Raw genomic sequence first — 24483 nt, forward strand, 5'->3', positions numbered from 1 at the left:
TTCGTTGTGTATGGGAGGAGATTAATCAGAGCTATCTAGCTCTGATTAATAATAGTAGTCAACGGAGCGGCTCTAATACCAATTGCTATAATTAAACGTTGTAGCCGTCTTCAACCCCTTTCACGGCATAAGCTACAGCATCATGGGCGTGAAGGGATTCGTAATGGTTGATTTTAACGTAGAAATCTAAATAAGTTTGCTGGTTTAGCAATGCTTTTAACTTCCTCGCTGCATCTTCACAAAACATTAGGTTTTGGCCGTTAAGGCGTGCAAATTCTTGTTCATCTTCTCGTTTTACTGCGGCTTGAACAGGAGTTTTTAACTCGTTTTCAACCAATTCGATCAGATCTAAAATCTCAAACTCACTACTATTATCTGTAAGCTTAACTTTTATATTTGCAATCGAGCGCTGAGAGTGGGGGGTTGCAACGATCCCTTCTGTGCTACCTAGCCAGTCATGCACACTATGGAAATCTAATTGTTTACCATCAAAAGCTTGTTGGAAAGCGTTTTGGATCAGTTGACGAGACAGTGCAGCTGAACAGGGGCAAGTAGACGAGTAAGCAACGTCAAGTGCCAGTTCTAGCTTGTAAATACCGTTTATCAACGTCGCATCAAGGGTAATTGGGTATGATTTCCATCCCATTTTTTTACTTAAAAGCGAAGGGCGTCTGATAGGCAATTCAAACTGTAGTGTTACTTTTGCACCTGTACTTAAGTCGTTATGCGTACTTAAAAAGTTATCTAACAACTGTTTTAGAGTTTTTGGTGTAAGTATTTGCTCACAAGAAAGCGTGTCAAGAGCAAGAAAGAGGCGTGACATGTGAATGCCTTTTGCGTCTTCTTTTTGCAAATTAACAAAAGCATCGGCTTTGGCTGTAACAGTAACTTGATTTAGGCCTTTGCTTTCTAATACTAAAGGCAACTCTATGTTACCCATGCCTACCCAGTCTAAAGTTCCCGTTTGTAACGCACTAGCACTGTGTGCAATGTCTGGCATGTTATTTTGCATCGACGTTCTCTTTTCTCACGACTTAAAAAACGGGCATATTACACGAAATCAGATTAAGTTGGGATGGTGAGCTTAAATCTATCCGCACTAAATTAGATGATTTGTGCATTTAGTGATACAGAGTCTCATTTCTGTTATCTATCATTCTGCTTTGCGTACATGAAATTGACTGAATGATCTGACCCTGCAATTTCTATACTCGCTTATTACTAGGGCTTTTGTATAATATTTACTTTGAGGGCTTGAAAAGCAATTCAGTCAGGCTCAAGCGGTAGAATATAAACTTGCCTGACAAGTGTTTAACAATGGTGAAGTAATAATATGACAGAAAATTCGTTTGGCTCATGGGCTCGAATTTTATCAAACTTGGTAGAAAAATACGGCAACAAGCGGGCGTTTGCCATCGCTTATGCTTTTACGCTCTTCGTTGCAGTTATTCTATCTTGCATGTTTTACTATGTTGCATTAGGTGTAGTTGAAATTGTCGATATATCGGCACTCTTTTTCTTAACTGCTGTTATTGCGCCCGCTCTCATCATGATGTCCGTCGCAGCAATGCGGGAGGTACATTCATCCAAGGCTTATTTGGAGTCGGCAACACAACAAGAAAAGATGCTGAACCAAACGCTAAAGGACAATATTAATCGTTTAAATAGTGAGATTGACGAGCGTAAAATTGCTCTGCATGCTAAACACCGCGCGATAGATGAATTAAGAAAAGAAATTGCAGAACGTAAAAAGACCCAACAAGAACTTGCGCAGCAAGGTATGTTGCTGCGGAGTATTGTTGATTCATCTCCTGATCTGTTCTATTACCGCGATGAAAACGGTGTATTCGCAGGTTGTAACAAGATGTTCGAATTAGTGATGGGCAAAAGCAGTGAAGAACTAATTGGTAAGTCAGTCGAACAGATATATTCAAAGCAATACCTTCCAAAAGTACTAGAAACAGATAGCCAGGTATCAGAAACACAGCAACCATTAACACTTGACGTTGAGTATCCTGTTGAAGGCGAGTCTCGTTGGTTTGAAATGCGTAAGCTGCCATTTATCAACGATAACGGCGAATATATAGGCTTGCTGGCCTTTGGCCGTGATATTACAAGTCGTAAAGAAGCTGAGCAGGCGTTAGAAACTGCGTATAAGGATAAAGGAAAGTTTATTGCTACGCTAAGTCATGAATTAAGAACCCCGCTTAATGGTATTGTTGGTCTGACGCGCATGATGTTAGACACTGATCTGACGGCGCAACAAAAAAGCTGGTGTAATACTGTGTTTTCAAGTGCGGAGACGCTTGGCAATATTTTTAACGACATCATTGATCTAGATAAAATTGATAGGGAGCAGCTAGATATTGCAACGGACAGTATCAATGTCTCTGATTTTATAAATGATGTGGTCAACTTTGCAGGCCTAATTGCTGATCAAAAGGGCCTAGAGTTTACTATCAATCGCTCTGGAATATTGGACGTTTACGCATTACTCGATCCGACACGTTTGCGTCAGGTACTCTGGAATCTAATTAATAATGCGGTGAAGTTTACCCACAAGGGTAATGTGACGCTGGAATGTCGCCGCGAGAATCGAGATGATGGGCCATGGCTGACAATTAGTGTTATAGATACTGGTATGGGAATATCTGGAGATCAGCTTGAGCGGATCTTTGAAATGTATTACAAGGCTCCGGATGCATCTGGTAGCAATGCAATTGGTTCAGGAATTGGCCTTGCTGTTACTAAAGCTCTCGTTCAGGCTATGAAAGGAACGATAGCGGTTACTAGCCAAGAAGGTAAGGGGAGTCGTTTTGATGTTGAGATCCCATTACAGCTATGTAATGCACCGAAAGAACAGAGCTATGCTGGTAGAAGTTTGTACATTTTACTTGTTGAGGATGTGCCGTTAAACGCGGAGATTGCGACAAACTTATTAGAGCAGCGTGGACATGAAGTTATTTGGGCTGAAACTGGCGAGGATGCACTCTCATTTGTTGAGACTGAGGATGAGCTAGACCTAATTCTATTGGATATGCAGTTACCAGATATAAATGGTGACGTAGTCGCGCGTCAAATAAGAGAAGACAGTCACTTCGATCACTTACCGATTGTAGCCTTAACCGCGAATGTTAGAAGCGCTGAGCAGGAGTTAGAGGGGATCAGTGTTCAGGGGGCTTTGGCCAAACCAATAAATACCACTAAACTCGACAAAATGCTCGCAGAATTATTTGGAATTGAGGCACAGAAAAACAAACAAAGCATTGATATTCGAGAAGCATTGTCACAGCCCGAATACTCAGATTTAGATATAGAGACCATTTGCGATTTTGTTGAGTCTATGGGGGCTGCTGCATTCCAAAGAAGCTGTGACCTATTTACCAAGCTCAATCCTAAGTACTGTCAAGAACTCAGAGAGGCTGTTGCACAAAATGATATTGAGGAATACGGTGCGGTTGCACATAAAGTTAAAGGTGCTGCTGGCTCTGTAGGGTTGCAACTTGCCCAATTACAAGCAAAGAAAATGGAATTAGAGTCAGAGGGTAAAGAGGAAGCGACACTATTGGATTGGGTATCTGAGTTAGAGGTTAAAATAGAAGAAGGGCAAGAAGCCCTTCATCCATTAATTGCAAAACTCGCTGAAGATCAGTAAAAACGATTATTGAGCGTCGAGTTTACCAATGAAACGGTAACCTTCACCGTGAATTGTACTGATTAATTCAGGCGTGTTGTTATCAGTTTCGAAATGCTTACGAATTCGACGAATAGTAACGTCAACAGTGCGGTCATTTGCGCGAAGTTCACGACCTGTCATGTGCTTGATAAGCTGTTCACGGCTAAAAATACGGCCTGGAGAATCTAGCATTAGACGGAGTGCTCGATATTCACCTTTTGGTAGGCGCTTTGAATCACCTGTTGGGGATGTTAAACAGCGACTGTTTTCATCTAGCTCCCAACCATTAAAAGTAATAACGCCGTTGCTATCAATTGTTGACTCTTCTGCAGACGTGCCAGTACGAGAGATCAGGTTGCGAGCACGAATCGTTAGTTCACGCGGGTTAAATGGTTTTGTGATGTAATCATCAGCACCAATCTCAAGACCAAGAATGCGGTCAACATCATTGTCACGACCTGTTAGGAAAATAAGGCCGATGTTTTTCTTCTGGCGTAATTCACGCGCCAAAATTAAACCATTTTTACCAGGAAGGTTGATATCCATGATTACAAGGTTTACATCATCATTTGATGTCAACTTGTCATGCATGTCATCGCCATCAATGGCTTCGATTACTTTGTAACCTTCCGCTTCAAATAAACTAACGAGGTTCAGTCGAGTTACGTCTTCATCCTCTACAATTAGAATGACTGGCGTTTGCATTATTAATTAACCTTTTCGGAATATATAATTTACAATGTGTCCGGACTTATATAATAAATCCGAATATTTACGATTATAGGAGCTTATCCAATTGTTAACAAGTAAAATCAGTTGGGATGAAACTTGGATACGGCAAGCAGCCTTGAGCGCACGATGAAGTACTGTTTTTCTAGGGCTTGCTTATTTATATACAGTCGAATTTTGCTCCCTTCTTGGACCAAAGAAGCAATCCCGCCTCTTTCTAAAAACTCAATACTTTCGCCCACGGTCAACATGTTTGACTCTATTGTATCGGTCCAAGCGGACAGTATATCATTTTCGTTAGTTTCATCAATGTATGTGATATCGCAAGCGCTGGAAAGTTCCTTATAGCTCCACGTTTTTTTTGCTTCTACGAGTTTAATCGGTTTTCCTCGCACGTTCAGCTTTGTTGCACTTTTTAGTTCAGAAGCGGGTCCTGATTCGAGAGAATAAAAACAGAATTGGAAACTGGACTTTGTGTTTTCGTCGGGAAACTCGACGAATTTTGCCATCTGATAGAGAAAAGCTGAGCGAACCTGATCTGGGGATTTTGCAGCTGAATATAAGGAAACAAATAAAAGCAAAATAGTCAGATTAATCAACCTCATTTTAGATCACCTGAAAGAGGGAGCGTTATAATAAATTTGGCACCTTGGCTAAATTCTTCATCTAAGGTGATTGTTCCCCCAAGTGCTTGAGTTACTAAGTTATAAACTAAATGCATACCTAGACCGCTTCCACCCTCACCTCTACGAGTGGTTACAAACGGATCGAAGATACGCTTTTTAATTGCTTTGGGAACACCCATCCCGTTGTCTGCATATTCAATCGCGAGTTGCCCCATTGATGACTTTACTGTAATTGAAATGCTGTTGTTTTGTTGGTCTTTAAAGCCATGGAGTAAGGAATTAGATATAAGCTGCTCTAGCACTTGTTGTAATGGTCCTGCTTTACTCTCGATGGCAAGTCCAGTGTCACAGTCAATGGTCACTTCAGGCTGTTTCGTGGAGAGTTCAGCTCGCATAGATGCTACGACTTCATTAAGCAGGTTTGACAAATCTATTCGTGAGTTCACTTCTAGATCCTGGCTTACGGCAAGGCGCTTAAAGCTAGAAACCAACTCAGCCGCTCGGTTTAGGTTGCGGTAGATGAGATCAAGGTTTTCAATTCCATCGTTAACAAAGCGCTCTAACTGTTTGGAGGTTAAAGACTTCGTTTGAAACGCTTCGCGAATATCGGATAATTTATCTCTTAATAGCGTAGATCCTGTAATACCCAAGCCGATAGGGGTATTTACCTCGTGCGCAACGCCAGCCACCATCTGCCCCAGCGAAGCCATTTTTTCGTTCTCGATGATTTGGTTTTGATATTGATGCATACGCTCTAAAGCGTTCAGCAGTTCTTGGTTAGCCTCTCTTAGCGCAATTGTGCGTTGATTAACTTTTTCCTCCAAGCTCTGATTGAGTTGTTTTATTTCTTGCTTGTCAGCTTTATGACGCTCTAGTTGATTTTCGGTGCGAGCTAACATGATATTTAAATTATTCGCCAGCACGTTTAGTTCTGCGATATTGCTGCCAGGAGCTCTTGCACTGTAATTATGGTTCTTCGAAACGTCTTGCAATAGCGTTGAGAGTTCTTCAATTGGCGTCGCTATACGCTTTTGGATCCCTCTTGAAACTAGCAATACAAGGAGCAGGACGAATAAGGTGAGTGCAATATCTACCAGTATTTTTTTATTAATATAGTTAGAAAGTCGCTCAAGACCCCCGCGAACATACACATAACCTTCAATATTGCCTTCATAAACAACAGGTTTGATTAGTTCAATGTAATCTTCTGAGACCTTAGGGGTCTTCAACTCCTCTATTTGATTAACTTTTAGCGGTACCGGTGGTGTTCGACTAGCGTTGTAACTGGTAAAAAATACAGGGGTGTTGGTTACGTCATCCATAGCATATATATGGATGTTTTTAATTATGTCTACTTGCTGAAAAGATTTGAGGCGTGCATCTTCAGTCTTTCGATCATCGAACAAAATAGTGATCTGAGAATTAAAAGCAACGATGTCAGCTATCATCTCTATCTTATTGATGATTAATTGCTTTTGTTCTTTTACATCAAGGTAAGTGGAAATAGAAATGGATAAAGAGAGACACAGCGCAGTTACAAGCATCACTGCGCTGATCAATACTTTTCTAATGCTTGTTTTTGTTAATTGCTTACTCATTCTTATTCCAGCTGTATGATCAGCCTTGGCTGCGGCTACAGAGCTTTTGAGATTCAGTAACTCATTATAATAAAGTAGAGCAAATCTTTGAAAATGAAAAGATAAAAGGTCGGTTTGAGTGAAGGTTTACTTGATATATGCAAGTAAACCTTAGAGCTAGTAAACTACTGCGCTTTATAGATGGCAAATTTAGTGTTTTTAGTGACAACTTCAAACTGTTCAAATTGAGCTTCTAAAATAGGAGGATATTTTAGGAAGCTATTTGCAACCAACTGAATATTAGACTTGGTATCCATATGACGCTTGATGTTATGTAGAAATTGTTCAGCGATATCATAGTCTGTTGAAAGGCCCGTATGAAATGGTGGGTTGCTCAATATAAGGTTGAATTTACCGTTTAGCTCACTTAAACCATCGCTAAGCAGCAAAGTTGCACCGAGGTTGTTCAAAGCCAAGGTTTGCTGCGTAGCATATAGCGCAAGTGCATTGACATCTAAACAGGTGAATTTAAGTGTTGGGCTGTTCAATAAGGCGTAGCAGGCGATAAGCCCGGCACCACAGCCAAAATCTAACACTTTGCCTTTATAGGGAAGGATGACATTTTCCAGTAATAGCTGAGTCCCAGCGTCGAGCTTCCCATGATTAAATACACCGGGCAAACTCGCGGCGGTGAACTCGGTCTTGGCGATACGCACTGAAAATGTCTGTATGTAATGGCTTACGTCAAAATTTGGGTTAGTAGTAAGCTGATCAAACTCATATAAAATACAGTGTTTTGCGCTTTCTAATTTATAACAGTGTGCAGCGTGCTCTTTAAGTTGCTTTTCTGCACTTTTAACCCCACTTTTGTTTTCGCCAACAACGAGTAACCTAGTTTCAGCCGTGCTCAAGTGGCGGATGTTATCAAATACCATTTGCGCTTCAGGTTTTGATTTAGGGTAATAATAAATAACTAAATCAATATCTTGCAATTGCGGTAGTTGATGGTCTACATAACTCTTAACATCGGCGATTTTATCGGCGTGAAGGTGGTCTGCAAAATCGAAACTAAACGCATGAATTGCCGAACTTGGATTGAGCGCTTTTAATTCACGTAGGAAGCCATCGCGCTGATGGTTAATAACCAGAATATTGTTGGCAATAAGCTCTTCTTCATTACGAAGTAGTAATAAACTCGGGTTGGTAAACTGCAACGCTAACTCCTAGTGAATGTACTCAAATAGATGGGCGATGAAGCAGCCTGTTGAGCCGCTCCATTATAAAGCGGGGTTGTTTAGCTAATACGCTTGAACATTAAATCCCAAACGCCATGTCCTAAACGATGGCCTCGTTGCTCAAACTTAGTCAGCGGTCTAAAGTCTGGACGAGGAACATAGTCATTGCTTTGCGACTGGTTTTTATAACCAGGTGCTGCACTCATCACTTCAAGCATATGCTCGGCATAGTTTTCCCAGTCAGTTGCCATATGGAACACACCACCGACTTTAAGCTTTTGGCGTATTTTTTCAGCAAACTCAAGTTGTACAATGCGACGTTTGTGGTGACGCTTTTTATGCCACGGATCAGGGAAGAATAACTGTAATTTAGCAAGGCTGCCATCAGCGATACAATCTGCTAAGATTTCAACAGCATCATGTTCAAAAACACGTAAGTTAGTGATGCCTTGTTCATCTGCATCCATCAAGCAGGCACCTACACCTGGACGGTGTACTTCTATGCCAATAAAGTTTTGTTGTGGGTTATTTCTTGCCATCTCAACGAGAGACTTACCCATACCAAATCCAATCTCAAGAACGACATCATTGCTGTTACCAAATACTTCAGTAAAGTCTAGCAAACCTTGTTGGTGTTCCAGTCCCATTGTTGGCCAGCATTTTTCTAGCGATGCTGCTTGGCCTTTAGTAAGACGTCCTTCACGCTTAACAAAGCTACGCACTTTTCTGATGTACTTGCCTTCTTCCTGCGCCTGTTCGAGCGCACTTTTGCTTGATTCGTTCATGGTCATTTCTATGCTCGTGAAAATGGTCGCATATTATCGTCATTCAGTTGGCAATAAACAAGTATAGAGTGAAACTTTACGTGGTGACTATTAAAGCGATTGTGATTACACTGGCGGCTTTGTAACAAGTACTAGTCAAGTTTATGAAAGTTAGCCAGCAACAAGCTAAGTGGTTTGGTGAGCAAGTTGTGTCTTGGTATCACCTTCATGGTAGAAAAACACTGCCGTGGCAACTCGGAAAAACGCCGTATAAAGTATGGGTTTCAGAGGTGATGTTACAGCAGACTCAAGTAACCACAGTTATTCCTTATTTTGAGCGCTTTATGGCGCGCTTCCCAACGGTAATTGCGTTGGCCGATGCACCGGAAGATGAAGTGTTACACCATTGGACTGGGCTTGGTTATTACGCCAGAGCAAGAAATCTTCATAAAGCTGCAAAGGTGATCAGAGATAGTTATAAGGGTAAATTCCCACAAACATTAGAAGCGGTGATGGACTTACCGGGCATTGGTCGCTCTACCGCAGGTGCGATACTCTCTCTTGCGCTTGGTCAGCATCATCCAATACTCGATGGTAATGTTAAGCGGGTCTTAGCTAGGTTTTATATGGTTGAGGGCTGGTACGGAGTAAAAAAGGTCGAAAATCAGTTATGGTCTTTGAGTGATGCCGTCACGCCAAGCGGTGATGTAAGAGCGTTTAATCAGGCTATGATGGATTTAGGTTCAGGCGTATGTACCAGAAGTAAGCCAAACTGTGATGTTTGCCCACTTGTTGAGGAATGTTCAGCGTTCAAAAATAATCGGGTTAAAGAGTTTCCGAACCCTAAACCCAAAAAAGAGAAACCAAAAAAGCGTACTCACCACTTAATAATTAAATGTGATGATAAAGTGCTGATGGAGAAGCGCCCTTCCAGTGGAATATGGGGTGGGTTATTCGGCTTTTTTGAGTTCGCAGAGCGAAATGAGTTAGACGCGTTTATTAAGCAGCAAGAACTTAAACTTGAATGTACAAATACACTTGAACCCTTTGTGCATATTTTTACGCATTTTGAGTTAACTATTACCCCCGTGGTTGTAGAAGTAAAAAGCATACCGGATTGTGTGCATGATCAGCAGTTGCTGTGGTTCGATACTCATAATCCACCAGAGGTTGGGCTTGCTGCGCCGACTAAAAAGTTGGTTAAAGTATTAACCGCAATAGGGTAAACTGACGCTATCACTGGTGCTGACTCTCATTGAGTGCACGATTAAAATTGAAGAGGTAGATACTCATGGCACGTACGGTATTTTGTCAAAAGTTACAAAAGGAAGCGCCTGGACTGGATTTTCAACTGTATCCAGGAGAAGTTGGTGAACGTATATTTAATAACATCTCCAAAGAAGCTTGGCAGCAATGGCAGCATAAGCAAACTATGCTAATCAACGAAAAGCATCTTAATATGATGGATCCTGAGCACAGGCAAATGCTTGAAGAGCAGATGGTCGGCTTTTTGTTTGAAGATAAAGAAGTCGAAATTGAAGGCTACAGGCCACCAGAAAAATAAAGGTCGCATCAACGACCTTTTTATAGCTCATAAACTGGTTAGGAGACGATTAATACTCTCTATCCACAGAAAGTTTAGCAAGTCCTATAAGCGCTTCTTTGTGCACTGAGTCAGGTAAAACGCTCAATTGTGCAATCGCTTTTTGGGCTTCTTCTTGGGCTTTAGCCATCGTGAAGTCAAGTGCTTTGGTCTCGGCTAGTGTTGCTAAAATATCTTCAAGATAATCAAGTCCATTACCACTTTCTATCGCTGTTCTGATCTGAGATGATTGCTGAGCATTTGCATACTGCATTGCATAAATAAGCGGAAGCGTAGGTTTACCCTCGGCGAGATCATCGCCAATATTCTTGCCAAGTAATTCTGCGTTAGCACTGTAATCAAGAATATCGTCTACAAGTTGGAAGGCAGTGCCTAAATGCATACCGTAAAGCTTAAGCGCAGTTTTAATTTCGTCGGATTGCTCTAGCACTACAGCGGGTAGTAAAGTTGCAGCTTCAAATAGCTTTGCCGTTTTGCTGTAGATAACCTGCATATAACTCTTTTCAGTTGTATCAGGGTCATTACAGTTCATTAACTGTAACACCTCGCCTTCTGCGATGATATTAGTCGCATCGGCCAAAATCTGCATGACTTCCATATTACCAAGACCAACCATCAACTGGAATGAGCGAGTGTAGATAAAGTCACCGACTAATACGCTTGCCGCATTTCCAAATTCAGCATTTGCAGTCGGTTCTCCACGGCGCAGCAATGACTCATCAACCACGTCATCGTGGAGTAAGGTTGCTGTGTGAATAAACTCTACAATTGTCGCTAGTGTGATGTGTTTATCACCTTCGTAACCTAATGCTCGTGCAGCCAAAAGGGCCAACATTGGGCGGATGCGTTTTCCTCCGCTATTTACAATGTATAAACCTAGCTGTTTTACAAGTGCAACATCAGATTGCATTTGTTGATGTATAAGTTGGTTGACGTCAAGCATATCTTGCTCAACCAAATTTTGGATAGTTTTTATATCCATTGCGCTCCGAGCCAATCTATTAACCGAAAATGAATAAACTCGGCGATTGTACTACAAAAAAATCATCGACTCGATAAATTGTCGTAGTTGCTTATAAAAAAACGTTTTTATGCTTACTTTTTGTGCTTTCAATGGTTTCGCAAGGGGTGAAATAGGTACGGTGAAATCTCATTTGGTACTGTATTAGGTAAACTATAGAGTCGCCTTTTGTCTAATGAATTGAGAGAAAAAAGAGCTTGGCTTTGACATTTTTTTGACTAGAATAGGGGAAAATATTTGATTGCCCTCATACGAGCTAAATTTTATTCACTTTCTTCAAATTTGCTCTTGCGCCAAGATACGCATTAGCGTAAACTTCGCGCCCTATTGAAGAATATTAAGTTGCGTCGATTTGAGGGCGCACAGACGGAGTTAATTATGTACGCGGTTTTCCAAAGTGGTGGTAAACAGCACCGTGTGACTGAAGGTCAAACAATTCGTTTAGAAAAGCTAAACGTTGAAACTGGTGCAGCAGTTGAATTTGATTCAGTACTTCTAATTGCTGATGGTGAAAAGATCGAGATCGGTGCACCGTTTGTTAACGGTGGTAAAATTACAGCTGAAGTTGTATCTCACGGTCGTGGCGAGAAGATTAAGATTGTTAAATTTAGACGTCGTAAGCATTCTCGTAAGCAGATGGGCCACCGTCAGTGGTTCACTGAAGTTAAAATCACTGGCATTAGCGCTTAATTTTTAGAGGTACAGAGAGATGGCACATAAGAAGGCAGCTGGTAGTACTCGTAACGGTCGCGATTCAGAAAGTAAACGCTTAGGTGTTAAACGTTTTGGTGGCGAATCAGTTTTAGCGGGTAGCATCATCGTTCGTCAACGTGGTACACGTTTCCACGCTGGTTCTAACGCAGGTATCGGTAAAGACCACACAATCTTCGCAAAAGCAGACGGTAAAGTTGTTTTTGAGCAGAAAGGTCCTTTAAACCGTAAATACGTTAGCATCGTTGCTGAGTAATCGGTATTAAATACTAAAAAACCCCGCTTAGGCGGGGTTTTTTGTTTTCAGCACATCAATTACCAAATTAGCTATACCAAGGCGTATTAATACAATTGGTATTAGGAGCGATTTGTCGCTGCTGCTATAATGGTGTAGTGAATTCAGACAGAGTTAAAGAGTTTAAACCATGAAGTTTGTCGATGAAGTAGAGATTAGAGCGGAAGCCGGAGATGGGGGCAGTGGTGTCGTTTCATTCCGCCGCGAAAAGTTTGTGCCAGATGGTGGCCCAGACGGTGGTGATGGTGGCGATGGCGGTAGTGTATTCCTGCAGGCTGATGAAAATTTAAATACGCTTATCGACTATCAGTTTGAACGCTTTCACAGGGCTGAACGTGGTACCAATGGCCAAGGCCGTAATTGTACAGGTAAAAAAGGTCAGGACTTAGTACTTAAGGTACCAGTTGGTACAAGAGTTACAGATGTCGATACTGAAGAGTGTTTGGGTGATTTGACCAAAAATGGACAAAAGCTGATCGTAGCGAAAGGTGGGTATCATGGTCTTGGTAATACGCGTTTTAAGTCAAGTACTAATCGCGCACCAAGACAGAAAACGCTGGGTACTCAAGGTGAAGTTCGTAACCTTCGCTTAGAATTAATGCTGCTTGCGGACGTTGGCTTATTAGGTCTGCCCAATGCAGGTAAATCTACGTTTATCCGCAGTGTATCTGCTGCCAAACCAAAAGTCGCTGACTATCCATTTACCACGCTAGTGCCTAATCTAGGTGTTGTAAGACCAGAAGCGAGCAAGTCATTTGTAATTGCTGATATCCCAGGCCTAATTGAAGGTGCAGCGGACGGCGCTGGCCTTGGCATTCGTTTCTTAAAGCACTTAGAGCGCTGTCGAGTGTTATTGCACATTATTGATGTGATGCCGGTTGACGGTAGTGATCCTGTCGAGAATGGCTTCGCTATTATTAACGAACTGCATCAGTACAGCCCTAAATTAGCGGAAAAGCCTCGTTGGTTAGTGCTAAATAAAGTGGATTTATTGCTTGAAGAAGAAAGAGAAGAAGTATGCGCTCGTATTGCTGAAGAGCTAGACGCAGAAAACTTTTATATGATCTCTGCTGCAAACAAGTTAAATACGCAACCTTTATGCTTTGATATCATGAACCTTCTTGAAAGCATGCCAAAAGATAAATTCGAAGAAGAGCAGCAAGAAGAAGTTGAATTTAAGTGGGACACATACCACAGACATGCAACTAAAAATGATAAGAGCGACGATGATGACTGGGATGATTGGGATGACGACGACTATGATGTTGAAGTTATTTACGAGCGTTAAGTTACATTGAATTTATTCTAGAGGCCCATTAAATGGGCCTTTTTTATGCCTATTTGAACGGTATATTACTTCAACTCAGTATTCTCGCCGCAATTGTATTGAAGATGATATACTAATCAACCTGAACTCGGGATAACAACTTGTTCTCTAGCAGCTGTTATCCCTTACTACTGCGTTAAATTTGTTTGCAATAGGCCAGCTATTGATGCACAAATTTGCCTTGTATTAAGAAATAACTTCTGGCTAGAGTGATACTACGCTTTTGAGCTTAGTGATTTTAGTGGATTAACTTACTTCTTATCCCGAGTTCAGGTTAATCAAACATCTTGCATGCTAATTGTATGTATAAACTAATACTAAAATACTATAAAGGTGCGTTGTGGTAATTTCAATGATAGCTGCGATGGCAAATAACCGTATTATCGGAAAAGATAACGATATGCCGTGGCACTTACCTGCAGATCTTCAACATTTCAAAAAGGTTACGCTAGGTAAACCTGTGATCATGGGTCGAAAAACATTTGAGTCTATTGGTAGGCCTCTGCCGGGTCGTAGAAACATAGTGATATCCAGAAATCTTGACTACACTCAGGAAGGTATAGAGGTCGTCGCTTCGCCTGAAGCCGCATTGAGTACTGTTGAAGGGTGTGACGAAATTATGATAATTGGTGGTGGTCATATATATGACATATTTCTACCTTATGCTCAGCGACTCTATTTGACCTTCATCGATTTAGAGGTTGAAGGGGATACTCAATTTCCTGACTACGAGCAGGTTGCTGAATGGGAAGTGCTTGAAACTGAGTGTAACGAACCTGACGAGAGAAATAACCATAGTTATAAATTCGTAACTCTGAACAAAAAACTATGAGTTTCTTGCTAACAATTGTTTAGGTTGCTAAAATATAGCCAGTTATATGCTACGAATAAAGTATTAAAGGGTCTGTGTAATGAAATTAACTACCGTGCTACTGTCAGCTTCCATCGCTGTTGCTGCTTTTTCTTTCAGCAAACCGGTAAGTGCAAACGATCAGTTGGCGCTTTCTATATGTGAATATATCGCTGCGGACGATAAAAATCGCATTCGTAACGCTTTGAAAACATCACGCCTTAAAATGCGTAATGTTTACGATGCAATTCAGTGCAACGGTAATAACTTACTAAGACATGCAATTGCTAGTAACGCAAACGATGCTGGGGAATACATTATTAAAAGTATTCCAAAAAGCGCGTTAGAAGACGGTAAAGATTTAGCATGGGCTGAGTCAAACCACGGTGGTTCAGCATTGATTGCTGTCATCAAAGAGCGTGCAGGCCTTTAATTGTAAAGTTTAACGCAATATGAAAAGAGCCCTTACTAGGGCTTTTTTTATGCCTGGATTTATTATCGCGTAATTTTTCTAGAAATGTTTTTTTGATTAGAATCAGCTTCCTTCCAATTTTTGTAATAAATTTTTGCTAAGGCTCTTGAGAAATCGAGTAATCGTGCCAATACTATTGTTAAGGGTAAACGCAAAAGAAGGATTGCATATGAAGATTAATTTATCTGGCCATCACGTAGATGTAACCGATGCTGTTAAAAACCACGTTCATGAAAAGTTTGCCAAGATCGCTAACCATTTTCCGTCGTTGTTATCCCTAGACATCATCGTCAGCAAAGAACATAAACAATTTTACACGGAGATAAGTACAAACTACGCTGGTAGCCGAATATCGGTAAAAGGTGAAGACGAAGTGATGTATCCTGCTATTGCCAAAGCGTCTAAAAAGTTGGATGCAGCTTTGAAGCACCGAAAAGGTCAGTTAAAAGCCAATAAACATCAGAAGCCGGTGAGTACAACGCCACCTATTGCGCACGAGATCATTCAAGAAATGGAACTGAAATAACCATAGTTTCAGATAAACATCAGGCCCTACGGGGCCTTTTTTGATACACTTCCCCAATCATCCTAGCTAGCCTTAATTACGAGCATATGCCAAATTACCAAGAAATTTTAGAACAGGCTGTGCAGCGAGTTCAACCGTTGTTACGCCAAGGCAAAGTTGCTAACTATATTCCAGCTTTAGCTGAGCAGCCATTAGAACAATTTTCTGTTTCACTGCATACGGTAGATGGCGAAACTTATAGTGCCGGAGATACTGAAGCCCGATTTACGATTCAATCAGTATCCAAAGTAATGACATTGACGTTAGCGCTGCAGCGCTATGGTGACGAGCTTTGGAGTCGGGTAGGGAAAGAGCCTTCGGGTACAGCTTTTAACTCCTTAACTCAGCTTGAGTTCGAAAATGGCATTCCAAGAAATCCATTTATAAATGCAGGTGCCATTGTAACTTGTGATGCGCTGTACTCTCGTTTATCTGCTCCAATTCATACCATGCTAGAAAGCTATAGAGCGATGTCTGGTAACGACAAGCTGTGTATTAATAAGGTTGTGGCGCAGTCTGAATATGATCACAGGTATAGAAATGCAGCGATGGCTTATTTGATGAAGTCATTTGGCAATTTTAATAATGAAGTCGAGGATGTGTTGTGGTCATATTTCAATTTTTGCGCAATTGAAATGAATACCACTGAGTTGGCGAAGTCATTTTCCTATCTGTCTAGTCAGGGTTACTGCAACTTATCAAAACAGCGGATACTTACCAAAAAACAAACCAAGCAAATGAACTCGCTGTTGTTTACGAGTGGTCTTTACGATGCAGCTGGTGACTTCGGTTATCGAGTGGGGATGCCTGGCAAGTCTGGTGTCGGGGGGGCGATAATCGCCATCGTACCCAATCGTTTTACGGTTTCGGTATGGTCGCCAGGGCTTGATAAAGTTGGTAACTCTTTGGCTGGGATCGCGGCATTAGAATACCTATCCAACGAACTTGGTACTGCTATTTTTTGATGCCAAGTTATATACAAACTAGATGATATAAAAATAGCGACCGAAGTCGCTATTTTTACCAATCCTAAACAAGCTAAGAACCGTTATTGTTCCCAGTATGATTGCTCTAGTGAGTCTTCACGCTCAGGTAGGCCTCGCGATAACCTTGGAGAGTGTTGAACGAGTACCTCGTAGCTTGCACGGTTTGCATACTTGCTTATCTGTGCCAGCGATGAATAGGTAATTGCACTTTGCTCATGTTTTGCTGAGTTTGGTACATTTAGTTTATGGTATTCATTGGCACAAATATCATGCAAAACAGCGGCAAGAGCGCAGTCACCTGCACCATTAGTATTCTTGATGATGTCTGGTCCACCCATATAAGGAGCGGTATGGCTGTATGCTCTGATAGGCTGTTCACACTGGGCTTTTTTCATTGCGCGTGAGAATTCGTAGCGATTAAATTCAGGAATAGCACCGGGAAGTAATGGGTATTCAGTCACACGCTTACAGCAGTCATCAACATAACCCGCCATAAACAACCCTTTAGGGCCCGCAGTACAGATGACCAGATCAACCCAGTCCAGTGCTTTATCCGCAGCGAGAAGTGGATCGCTAAAGCCTGTGATCGCCTCTCCTTCTTCTTCGTTCATCGCAAGGATATCAACATGTTTAGCAACGAAGTCAGCCCACCATTTGGGGTCTTGTTCAATTAAGAACTTAGTACCAAGCGTCAATACTACGGGTATGCCGGCATTATTGGCATACTCAACCGCCTGCATTGTTGCTTGTGTCATGGTTTCATCGCCACTTGTACGCATTAAGTAAGCGCTGATCACTAACGCCGATGATTCTTCGATAAGCGTTTGGCAAATAGACTCAGGACGTAGGTGATTCATTAATCCTGCGCTGATAGCAAAAGTTCGCTCACCACTGTCATCAATAAGTGTAAAACAACGACCAATGGGGCCATCAACTGGCTGCAAGTAGTCTAGATCAACTCGGCTTGAGGTGTTACATAAAAATTTATAGGCGTAGCTGCCAATTTTTATGTTTTCACTCATCACCCCAAGTAGGACTGAGCGGTCATCTGCTAGCACCGAATAGTTGTGCATGGTGTTACCTATGGTACCGCCGGCAAATTCATAGTCGATCATGTCATCACGTTTTAGCCTATCATAAAGGGCGTTGGTGACATCATTGTCTATCACTTGTGACATACCACGCTGTAAGTGGAATTCATCAAGAAAAGCTTGATCCACTTTCGCTTCAATATCAACGACGATTTGATCTATACCACAGATATAGCTCCTTTTTAGCCGATCATCAGCGTGTAACTGGTTAATAAGCGGATCTTTATCTTCCACCGGAAAATAGTGTTTATGCCTACGGCGTCCCGGAAATTTCATATTCTACCCGTGTGTTTTTGAGCTTACGAAATAAAAAAAGCGGCGAATTATAGCGTAAATCCAACCCTGTGAGCCACGGCAAAATTGCGAAAATTATCAATAATGTCCGCAAAATATTAAAAAGATGTTGGTAACATCCTGAGTTTGCTTATAAAAGCAGCTGTATTGGTGACTGTGATTATTTAAGAATAGCAGCTTAACCAGAGCTCTGCAGGAGGTGATATACTCCATTTTAGGTGAGGACGACTATAAAATTACCATGTCAGAAGTAAAAGATGATCAATATTGGATGAAAGTGGCGTTAGCATTTGCTGACAAAGCTGAAGCGGAGAACGAAATTCCTGTCGGTGCTGTTGTAGTGAAAGATGGTGAAATGATAGCTGCGGGTTGGAACCGTTCAATTACCTGTCATGATCCTTCGGCTCACGCTGAAATGATGGCTATTCGAGAAGCTGGCAAAGTCGTTGAAAATTATCGGCTGATTGATTGCACTTTATATGTGACGCTTGAGCCATGCCCTATGTGTGCCGGTTTACTGGTCCATAGCCGCTTGAGCCGAGTGGTGTTTGGAGCCTCTGACGCAAAAACGGGCGCGGCCGGTTCGATAATGAACTTGTTACAGCATGAAAAGCTCAACCACCAACTAGAAGTTACATCGGGCGTACTGGGTGAGGCATGTGGCGAGAAGCTGTCTGCATTTTTCAAGCGCAGACGCCAAGAGATTAAAGCAGCAAAAAAGTTGAAAAACGGTAGTACTTAGGGTTGTACTACCGCAGTGGCTGTTTTCGCATCCCTTTGCTCTTCCATTTGAATTAGCGCAAAAATACGATGGCGCAAGAGCATTTTACGGTGTGTATTTTTCATCATTACACGGCGGCGATTTGGCGACGTGTATTTGGTGTTACGTTTAAATTGATGATTCCGACGTCTTCTCAACATAGAACCTCCGAATGTGAGAGATTAGGTGGGGGTACCGCCCCCAAATATTAATTTAGTATAAATACGCTATGCCTATGACAGATTTATGACCTTTTGAAGCATTTATCAAGCCAGTTTAGTAAATATAAATTACTGCTGCTTCTCGACTTCACTTGCTTTGTCTGGATTATCAACCGGAGTCGTTTGCGAAGAGGCTTTACTGCTGTCAGGTAGGAGTGCACCGTTGTCTTCCAACCATACAAGTGCATCATAATAGCGGCGAATATTATCTACATACGTTACCGCAACATCACCACGAGCATATCCATATCTTGTATTTCGATAGTAGCGCTTTTTAGTAAGTAGTGGTAGTCGTTTTTTAACGTCAGCCCAGTTATTCGGATCGCCTCCTTGATCCGCAGTAATGTTACGTGCATCTCGCACATGTCCCCAGCCCACATTGTAAGAAGCAAGGGCAAGCCAAGTACTATCGGGCTGCTGTATTTCTTCAGGCATACGGTCGAATAAAATACGTAGGTATTTGGCGCCACCTTCAATATTTTGCTGCGCATTGAGGCGGTTTGTCACGCCAACTTTTTTAGCCGTGGGTTGTGTTAGCATCATGATGCCACGAACCCCTGTTGGAGACTTAGCTCTGGGATCCCACATCGATTCTTGATAGCTGACTGCAGCCAGCAAACGCCAATCGATATTGTGCTGTTTCGAATAACTTTTAAACCACTTGAGATAGGTGGGTAAGGTACTATGTACAGCTTCGACAAAAGCTAAGGTGTTTACATAGTTAAACTCTTCGATATGACCAAAATACTTCTCTTCGAGTGTGGCCAAAAAGTTGTTTTGTTGTACTCGGGCAAAAAATGCAGGCAGCAACGCATATAACGAATCGTCTTTTTCGTTACGCATCATCCACGCCACATGTTCATCTTTTGTAACTGAAAACGCAATACTGACGGTTGGGTGGTAGCGTCTAAATAGGGCCAGTGAATGTGAGTCTGTGATGGTGTAGTCAATCTCTCCGTCAATGATGGCCTGAAGCAGCTCTTCTTCACCTTTATCTGAGACAACTTCCCAACTCAAATGAGGATGGCTTGTTTTTGCTTCTTCGAGGGCAATAACATGGTTGCTGTGTGCTAGTACGGTAATTGGCGCTTTAATATCATCAAAGTCTCTTGGCCATTCTCTCCCTTGTTTGTACACGAGCTTTTGACTGATCATTCTATACGTCGGGCCAAAACGATATTGCGCTGTTCTTGATGGGTGAAAGCTTACTGCGGAGGCAACGATATCTAAGTCCCCGGCATCTAGCCTTGCAAATAACTCATCTAAATTAAAGTAAGGAACGATGTGTAATTCAACACCAAGCTCATTGGCAAATTCACTCGCCAGTTCATATTCGAACCCTTGTTCTCCAGTGGTGCCTTGGTAGTAGTTTCCCGGGCCCGCGAGCGTGCCAACACGTAATACCTTATTTTGTTTTACATGTTGCAACTGATTAAGAGGGGCTTTGTCGCACCCAACTAAACAGATGACAACAAAGCACATAAAGATGTATTTAAACATGACCTAGGTTCTCTTTTGCGCTCGAAATCCCAACTTACCGCAGCAAAATCATAATTGCAAAAGCCGAATTAACTTAAGGTAATGATAGATTTGCATGATATTTTCTAGTTTTGACAAATTAGTGTTAATTCCGCGCGCTATTTCCACTATAATGAGCGCCCAAAGATATCGTTCAATCCTTAACCCCGGATGAAAATACCTATGTTAATCCTACGTGGTGCACCTGCACTTTCAGATTTCAAAGTCCAAAAGATCCTTAAAACCTGCGCTGCAGCTCAATTACCAGTTATCAATGTTTATGCCGAGTTTATGCATTTTGCTGATTTAACGGCTGAGCTTTCAGAGGCTGAGTTAACTAAGCTAAACAGCCTGTTAAAGTATGGACCGACTATTACGGAGCACACGCCAGAGGGCAAACTGATCTTGGTAACACCAAGGATCGGAACTATCTCTCCTTGGGCTTCTAAAGCGACAGATATTGCAAACAACTGTGGTCTTACGCAAGTACACCGTGTTGAGCGTGGTATTGCTTATTATGTTGAGGGTGAACTTACACAAGCTCAGTTCGAAGAAGTTGCACAGTTACTTCATGACCGCATGACCGAATCTGTTCATGCAGAGCTTGATGATGCTGCTAAATTATTCCGCACGGAAACGCCTCGCCCGATGTCTTCAGTGGATATTCTTGGCGGCGGCCGTGAAGCACTTGCGGTTGCGAACGTTGAGCAGGGCTTTGCACTAGCTGATGACGAAATTGACTACTTAGTCGAAAGCTTTGAAAAGCTAGGTCGTAACCCTAATGACATCGAACTGTTCATGTTCGCTCAAGCAAACTCTGAGCACTGTCGTCACAAAATTTTCAACGCTGATTGGACTATCGATGGTGTAGAGCAGCCTAAGTCGCTGTTTAAAATGATTAAGAACACCTACGAAACCAATAGCGACAATGTATTGTCGGCTTATAAGGATAACGCGGCAGTAATGACTGGCTCTAAAGCGGGTCGTTTCTTCCCAAATACTGACGGCGAATACGCTTACCACGAGGAAGATATCCACATTCTGATGAAAGTGGAAACACACAATCACCCAACGGCGATTGCCCCATTCTCTGGCGCATCAACAGGTTCAGGTGGTGAGATCCGCGATGAAGGTGCAACCGGTCGTGGTTCTAAGCCAAAAGCAGGTCTTGTTGGCTTCACGGTTTCTAACCTTCGTATTCCGGGTTTTGAGCAACCTTGGGAAACTAACTTTGGTAAACCAGGACGCATTGTTAATGCATTAGACATCATGCTTGATGGCCCACTTGGTGGCGCTGCATTTAACAACGAATTTGGTCGTCCAAACCTATTGGGTTACTTCCGTACTTACGAAGAAAAAGTAGAAAGCCATAATGGCGCTGAAGTACGTGGTTACCACAAGCCAATCATGATCGCTGGTGGTTTAGGTAACATCCGTGAAGATCACGTGCAAAAAGGCTCAATCCCTGTAGGTGCTAAGCTAATCGCACTTGGTGGTCCTGCAATGAACATCGGTCTTGGCGGTGGGGCTGCTTCATCAATGGCATCTGGCCAATCAAACGAAGATTTAGACTTTGCTTCTGTTCAGCGTGAAAACCCTGAGATGGAACGTCGTTGTCAGGAAGTGATCGATAAATGTTGGCAGCTTGGTGATGATAACCCAATCGCGTTTATTCATGATGTGGGCGCGGGTGGTTTATCAAATGCATTTCCTGAGCTTGTCGACGACGGCGGCCGTGGTGGTAAATTCCAGCTGCGTAACATCCCGAACGATGAACCAGGTATGGCACCACACGAAATCTGGTGTAACGAGTCGCAAGAGCGCTATGTATTGGCTGTTGCAGCGGAAGACTTTGCTCGCTTTGAAGCAATTTGTAAGCGTGAGCGCGCACAATATGCGGTAATCGGTGAAGCGACGGAAGAGCGTCATCTAACAGTAGCTGATAGCCACTTTGATAATAATCCTGTGGACCTGCCACTAGACGTATTACTTGGCAAGCCACCTAAAATGCATCGTGACGTTGAGTCAAAGCGTGTAGTGGGTACAGCATTAGATACAGCTGGTATTGAACTTGAAGATGCAGCTAAGCGTTTACTTCGCCTACCTACGATTGCTGAGAAAACATTCCTTATCACGATTGGTGACAGAACCGTAACGGGTCTGGTTGCACGTGACCAAATGGTTGGCCCTTGGCAAGTACCAGTCGCTAACTGCGCGGTAACTGCGGCAACTTACGATACTTACCACGGTGAAGCGATGTCGATGGGTGAGCGCACCCCTGCGGCACTACTTAACTATGGAGCATCAGCGCGTCTAGCAGTAGCAGAAGCGTTAACCAATATCGCTGGTGCTAATATCGGTAGCCTAAACAACATTAAGCTTTCTGCAAACTGGATGGCGGCTGCGGGTCACCCAGGCGAAGATGCGGGTCTGTACGAAGCGGTTAAAGCGGTTGGTGAAGAATTATGTCCGGCATTAGGCCTTACAATCCCAGTTGGTAAAGACTCAATGTCGATGAAGACAAAGTGGGATGAAAATGGCGAAGAAAAGTCAGTGACTGCGCCATTATCGCTTATCATCACTGCATTTGGTCGTGTTGAGGATATTCGCAAAACAGTCACGCCTGAGCTTCGTACTGATAAGGGGGAAACCAGCCTATTCCTACTTGACTTAGGTGCTGGTCAAAACCGTCTTGGCGCGTCAAGCTTAGCGCAAGTGTACAAGCAACTTGGCGACAAGACACCTGACGTTGACAGCCCTGAGCTGTTAAAAGGCTTCTACAATGCGGTACAAACATTAGTTGAGTCTGGCAAGCTTATCGCTTACCACGACCGCTCTGACGGTGGTCTATTCACCACTGCCGCGGAAATGGCGTTTGCAGGCCATACAGGTGTGAGCATTGAATTAGATGCGCTGCAAGGTACAGACTTAGAAGTGCTATTCAATGAAGAACTTGGCGCAGTATTGCAAGTTCGCAATGATGACATTGCAGCGGTTGAAGCGGTATTTGCCGAACACGGTATTGCTGATATTGCACATCGCATCGGTACGCTAAATAGCGAAGATAAAATTATCTTTACTCGTGGCGGTCAGGCAGTACTTGAAAATACTCGCACAGAGCTTCGCACTACCTGGGCTGAGACAACTTACCAGATGCAAGCGCTACGTGATAACCCTGATTGCGCGAAGCAAGAGTTTGACGCTAAGTTCGATGACAAAGATCCGGGCCTTAACGTTAAACTAAGCTTTGATCTAAACGAAGATATCGCAGCGCCTTACATTGCAAAAGGGGTAAAGCCTCAAGTTGCCATCTTGCGTGAACAAGGCGTTAACTCACATATCGAAATGGCGGCTGCATTTAATCGTGCTGGTTTTGCGGCAATCGACGTACACATGAGCGATATCCTTGAAGGTCGCTTAACACTAGAGCAATTCAAAGGCCTAGTGGCATGTGGTGGCTTCTCATACGGTGACGTATTAGGTGCTGGTGAAGGCTGGGCGAAATCAATCCTATTCCATGACTCAGCACGTGAGCAATTCCAAGGCTTCTTCCAACGCCAAGATACTTTCAGCTTAGGTGTTTGTAATGGTTGTCAGATGCTTTCTACATTAAAAGAGCTGATCCCAGGCACGGAAAACTGGCCACGTTTTGTCACCAACAAGTCAGAGCGTTTTGAAGCGCGTTTCAGCTTAGTTGAAGTACAGCAAAGCCCGTCAATCTTCTTTGATGGTATGGCTGGCTCTCGCATGCCAATCGCGGTATCACATGGTGAAGGTCATGCTGAGTTTGCAAGCGAAGCGGCGGTACAAACGGCACTGAATTCAGGTTCAGTTGCTGTGAAGTTTGTTGATAACTACGGTGATCCAACCACTCAGTATCCAGCTAACCCGAATGGCTCACCTGCTGGTATTACAGGCATGACGTCAACAGACGGTCGTGCAACTGTGATGATGCCGCACCCTGAGCGTGTATTCAGAGCAGTTGCAAACTCTTGGCACCCAGATGAGTGGCAAGAAGATAGCCCTTGGATGCGTATGTTCCGCAATGCGCGTAAGCTAGTAGGCTAACATATTTGAAAAAGGTCACTTCGGTGACCTTTTTTATTCATGGCTCGATAATTATCTATCGGGTACACTGAAAGGGAAATAGCAATCATATTTT

General features: G+C 42.7%; 22 protein-coding genes. 12 read left to right on the forward strand and 10 right to left on the reverse strand.

The annotated features are described in order from the left end of the window. Positions 1-91: 91 nt before the first annotated feature. Complete coding sequence (gene folE2, locus DS891_RS10205; protein ID WP_102057492.1) at positions 92-1012, reverse strand: GTP cyclohydrolase FolE2; 921 nt, start codon at positions 1010-1012, stop codon at positions 92-94. A 321-nt stretch (positions 1013-1333) separates the two neighbouring features. Here folE2 and arcB point away from each other — a divergent pair, with 321 nt between their 5' ends. Next, complete coding sequence (gene arcB, locus DS891_RS10210; protein WP_010607596.1) at positions 1334-3655, forward strand: aerobic respiration two-component sensor histidine kinase ArcB; 2322 nt, start codon at positions 1334-1336, stop codon at positions 3653-3655. Positions 3656-3661: 6 nt separating this feature from the next. Here the strand turns inward: arcB and arcA are convergent, their stop codons facing one another. From arcA to trmB, 5 genes are all read right to left on the reverse strand, one after another. Continuing rightward, positions 3662-4381: a two-component system response regulator ArcA gene (gene arcA, locus DS891_RS10215; RefSeq protein ID WP_010379411.1), complete on the reverse strand. Its 720-nt coding sequence runs from the start codon at positions 4379-4381 to the stop codon at positions 3662-3664. A 107-nt stretch (positions 4382-4488) separates the two neighbouring features. Then, positions 4489-5010, reverse strand: coding sequence for a YfiR family protein (locus DS891_RS10220; RefSeq protein WP_010607597.1), 522 nt, complete (start codon positions 5008-5010; stop codon positions 4489-4491). Then, positions 5007-6629, reverse strand: a complete 1623-nt coding sequence (locus DS891_RS10225; protein WP_174169732.1) for a sensor histidine kinase — start codon at positions 6627-6629, stop codon at positions 5007-5009. The genes DS891_RS10220 and DS891_RS10225 overlap by 4 nt, the downstream gene beginning before the upstream one ends. Before the next feature lie 164 nt (positions 6630-6793). Beyond that, positions 6794-7822, reverse strand: a complete 1029-nt coding sequence (locus DS891_RS10230; RefSeq protein ID WP_174169733.1) for a methyltransferase — start codon at positions 7820-7822, stop codon at positions 6794-6796. Positions 7823-7902: 80 nt separating this feature from the next. Beyond that, positions 7903-8628, reverse strand: a complete 726-nt coding sequence (trmB, locus tag DS891_RS10235; protein ID WP_174169734.1) for a tRNA (guanosine(46)-N7)-methyltransferase TrmB — start codon at positions 8626-8628, stop codon at positions 7903-7905. A gap of 143 nt (positions 8629-8771) precedes the next feature. Between trmB and mutY the strand changes: the two genes are divergently transcribed. Both mutY and DS891_RS10245 read left to right on the forward strand, forming a co-directional pair. Beyond that, complete coding sequence (mutY, locus tag DS891_RS10240) at positions 8772-9833, forward strand: A/G-specific adenine glycosylase (protein WP_174169735.1); 1062 nt, start codon at positions 8772-8774, stop codon at positions 9831-9833. A 65-nt stretch (positions 9834-9898) separates the two neighbouring features. Continuing rightward, positions 9899-10171 (forward strand): oxidative damage protection protein, encoded by a 273-nt coding sequence (locus tag DS891_RS10245; protein ID WP_010379401.1) that lies wholly within the window; start codon positions 9899-9901, stop codon positions 10169-10171. 49 nt (positions 10172-10220) lie between these two features. On the opposite strand, the gene ispB is transcribed toward DS891_RS10245, so the two are convergent. Further along, on the reverse strand, positions 10221-11192 hold the full coding sequence (gene ispB / locus DS891_RS10250; protein ID WP_174169736.1) for an octaprenyl diphosphate synthase: 972 nt from the start codon (positions 11190-11192) through the stop codon (positions 10221-10223). A 417-nt stretch (positions 11193-11609) separates the two neighbouring features. On the opposite strand from ispB, the gene rplU reads away from it, so the two are divergent. The 7 genes from rplU to glsB all read left to right on the forward strand — a co-directional run bounded on the left by rplU (position 11610) and on the right by glsB (position 16416). Next, complete coding sequence (gene rplU / locus DS891_RS10255) at positions 11610-11921, forward strand: 50S ribosomal protein L21 (protein ID WP_010374575.1); 312 nt, start codon at positions 11610-11612, stop codon at positions 11919-11921. A 19-nt stretch (positions 11922-11940) separates the two neighbouring features. Continuing rightward, positions 11941-12198: a 50S ribosomal protein L27 gene (gene rpmA / locus DS891_RS10260; RefSeq protein WP_088529763.1), complete on the forward strand. Its 258-nt coding sequence runs from the start codon at positions 11941-11943 to the stop codon at positions 12196-12198. Positions 12199-12367: 169 nt separating this feature from the next. Continuing rightward, the gene (gene cgtA, locus DS891_RS10265; RefSeq protein ID WP_010374580.1) at positions 12368-13525 is read left to right on the forward strand and encodes an Obg family GTPase CgtA; all 1158 of its coding nucleotides are present in this window, start codon (positions 12368-12370) and stop codon (positions 13523-13525) included. Between the two features lie 379 nt (positions 13526-13904). Next, entirely contained in the window at positions 13905-14396 is a 492-nt protein-coding gene (gene folA / locus DS891_RS10270) for a type 3 dihydrofolate reductase (RefSeq protein ID WP_029215928.1), read from the forward strand. Positions 14397-14475: 79 nt separating this feature from the next. Beyond that, positions 14476-14847, forward strand: coding sequence for a DUF3718 domain-containing protein (locus DS891_RS10275; protein WP_010607605.1), 372 nt, complete (start codon positions 14476-14478; stop codon positions 14845-14847). Positions 14848-15055: 208 nt separating this feature from the next. Beyond that, positions 15056-15412 carry a ribosome-associated translation inhibitor RaiA gene (gene raiA / locus DS891_RS10280; protein WP_010374586.1) on the forward strand — a complete coding sequence of 119 codons (357 nt, stop codon included), beginning with the start codon at positions 15056-15058 and terminating at the stop codon, positions 15410-15412. An 86-nt stretch (positions 15413-15498) separates the two neighbouring features. Next, positions 15499-16416 (forward strand): glutaminase B, encoded by a 918-nt coding sequence (gene glsB / locus DS891_RS10285; protein WP_174169737.1) that lies wholly within the window; start codon positions 15499-15501, stop codon positions 16414-16416. An 83-nt stretch (positions 16417-16499) separates the two neighbouring features. Here the strand turns inward: glsB and DS891_RS10290 are convergent, their stop codons facing one another. Next, on the reverse strand, positions 16500-17804 hold the full coding sequence (locus tag DS891_RS10290; RefSeq protein ID WP_174169738.1) for an inosine/guanosine kinase: 1305 nt from the start codon (positions 17802-17804) through the stop codon (positions 16500-16502). Between the two features lie 259 nt (positions 17805-18063). Between DS891_RS10290 and tadA the strand changes: the two genes are divergently transcribed. Next, positions 18064-18564, forward strand: a complete 501-nt coding sequence (tadA, locus tag DS891_RS10295; RefSeq protein ID WP_099030450.1) for a tRNA adenosine(34) deaminase TadA — start codon at positions 18064-18066, stop codon at positions 18562-18564. On the opposite strand, the gene DS891_RS10300 is transcribed toward tadA, so the two are convergent. Beyond that, a complete protein-coding gene (locus DS891_RS10300) occupies positions 18561-18743 on the reverse strand; it encodes a hypothetical protein (RefSeq protein ID WP_174169739.1) in 183 nt (60 codons plus the stop codon). The two genes, tadA and DS891_RS10300, sit on opposite strands and share 4 nt — an antisense overlap. A gap of 129 nt (positions 18744-18872) precedes the next feature. After that, complete coding sequence (gene mltF / locus DS891_RS10305; RefSeq protein WP_069022778.1) at positions 18873-20303, reverse strand: membrane-bound lytic murein transglycosylase MltF; 1431 nt, start codon at positions 20301-20303, stop codon at positions 18873-18875. Positions 20304-20504: 201 nt separating this feature from the next. On the opposite strand from mltF, the gene purL reads away from it, so the two are divergent. Next, complete coding sequence (gene purL / locus DS891_RS10310) at positions 20505-24389, forward strand: phosphoribosylformylglycinamidine synthase (RefSeq protein ID WP_174169740.1); 3885 nt, start codon at positions 20505-20507, stop codon at positions 24387-24389. Positions 24390-24483: the final 94 nt, after the last annotated feature.

This window comes from Pseudoalteromonas sp. JC28, assembly GCF_013319255.1.
In the GTDB taxonomy this organism is placed as follows: domain Bacteria; phylum Pseudomonadota; class Gammaproteobacteria; order Enterobacterales; family Alteromonadaceae; genus Pseudoalteromonas.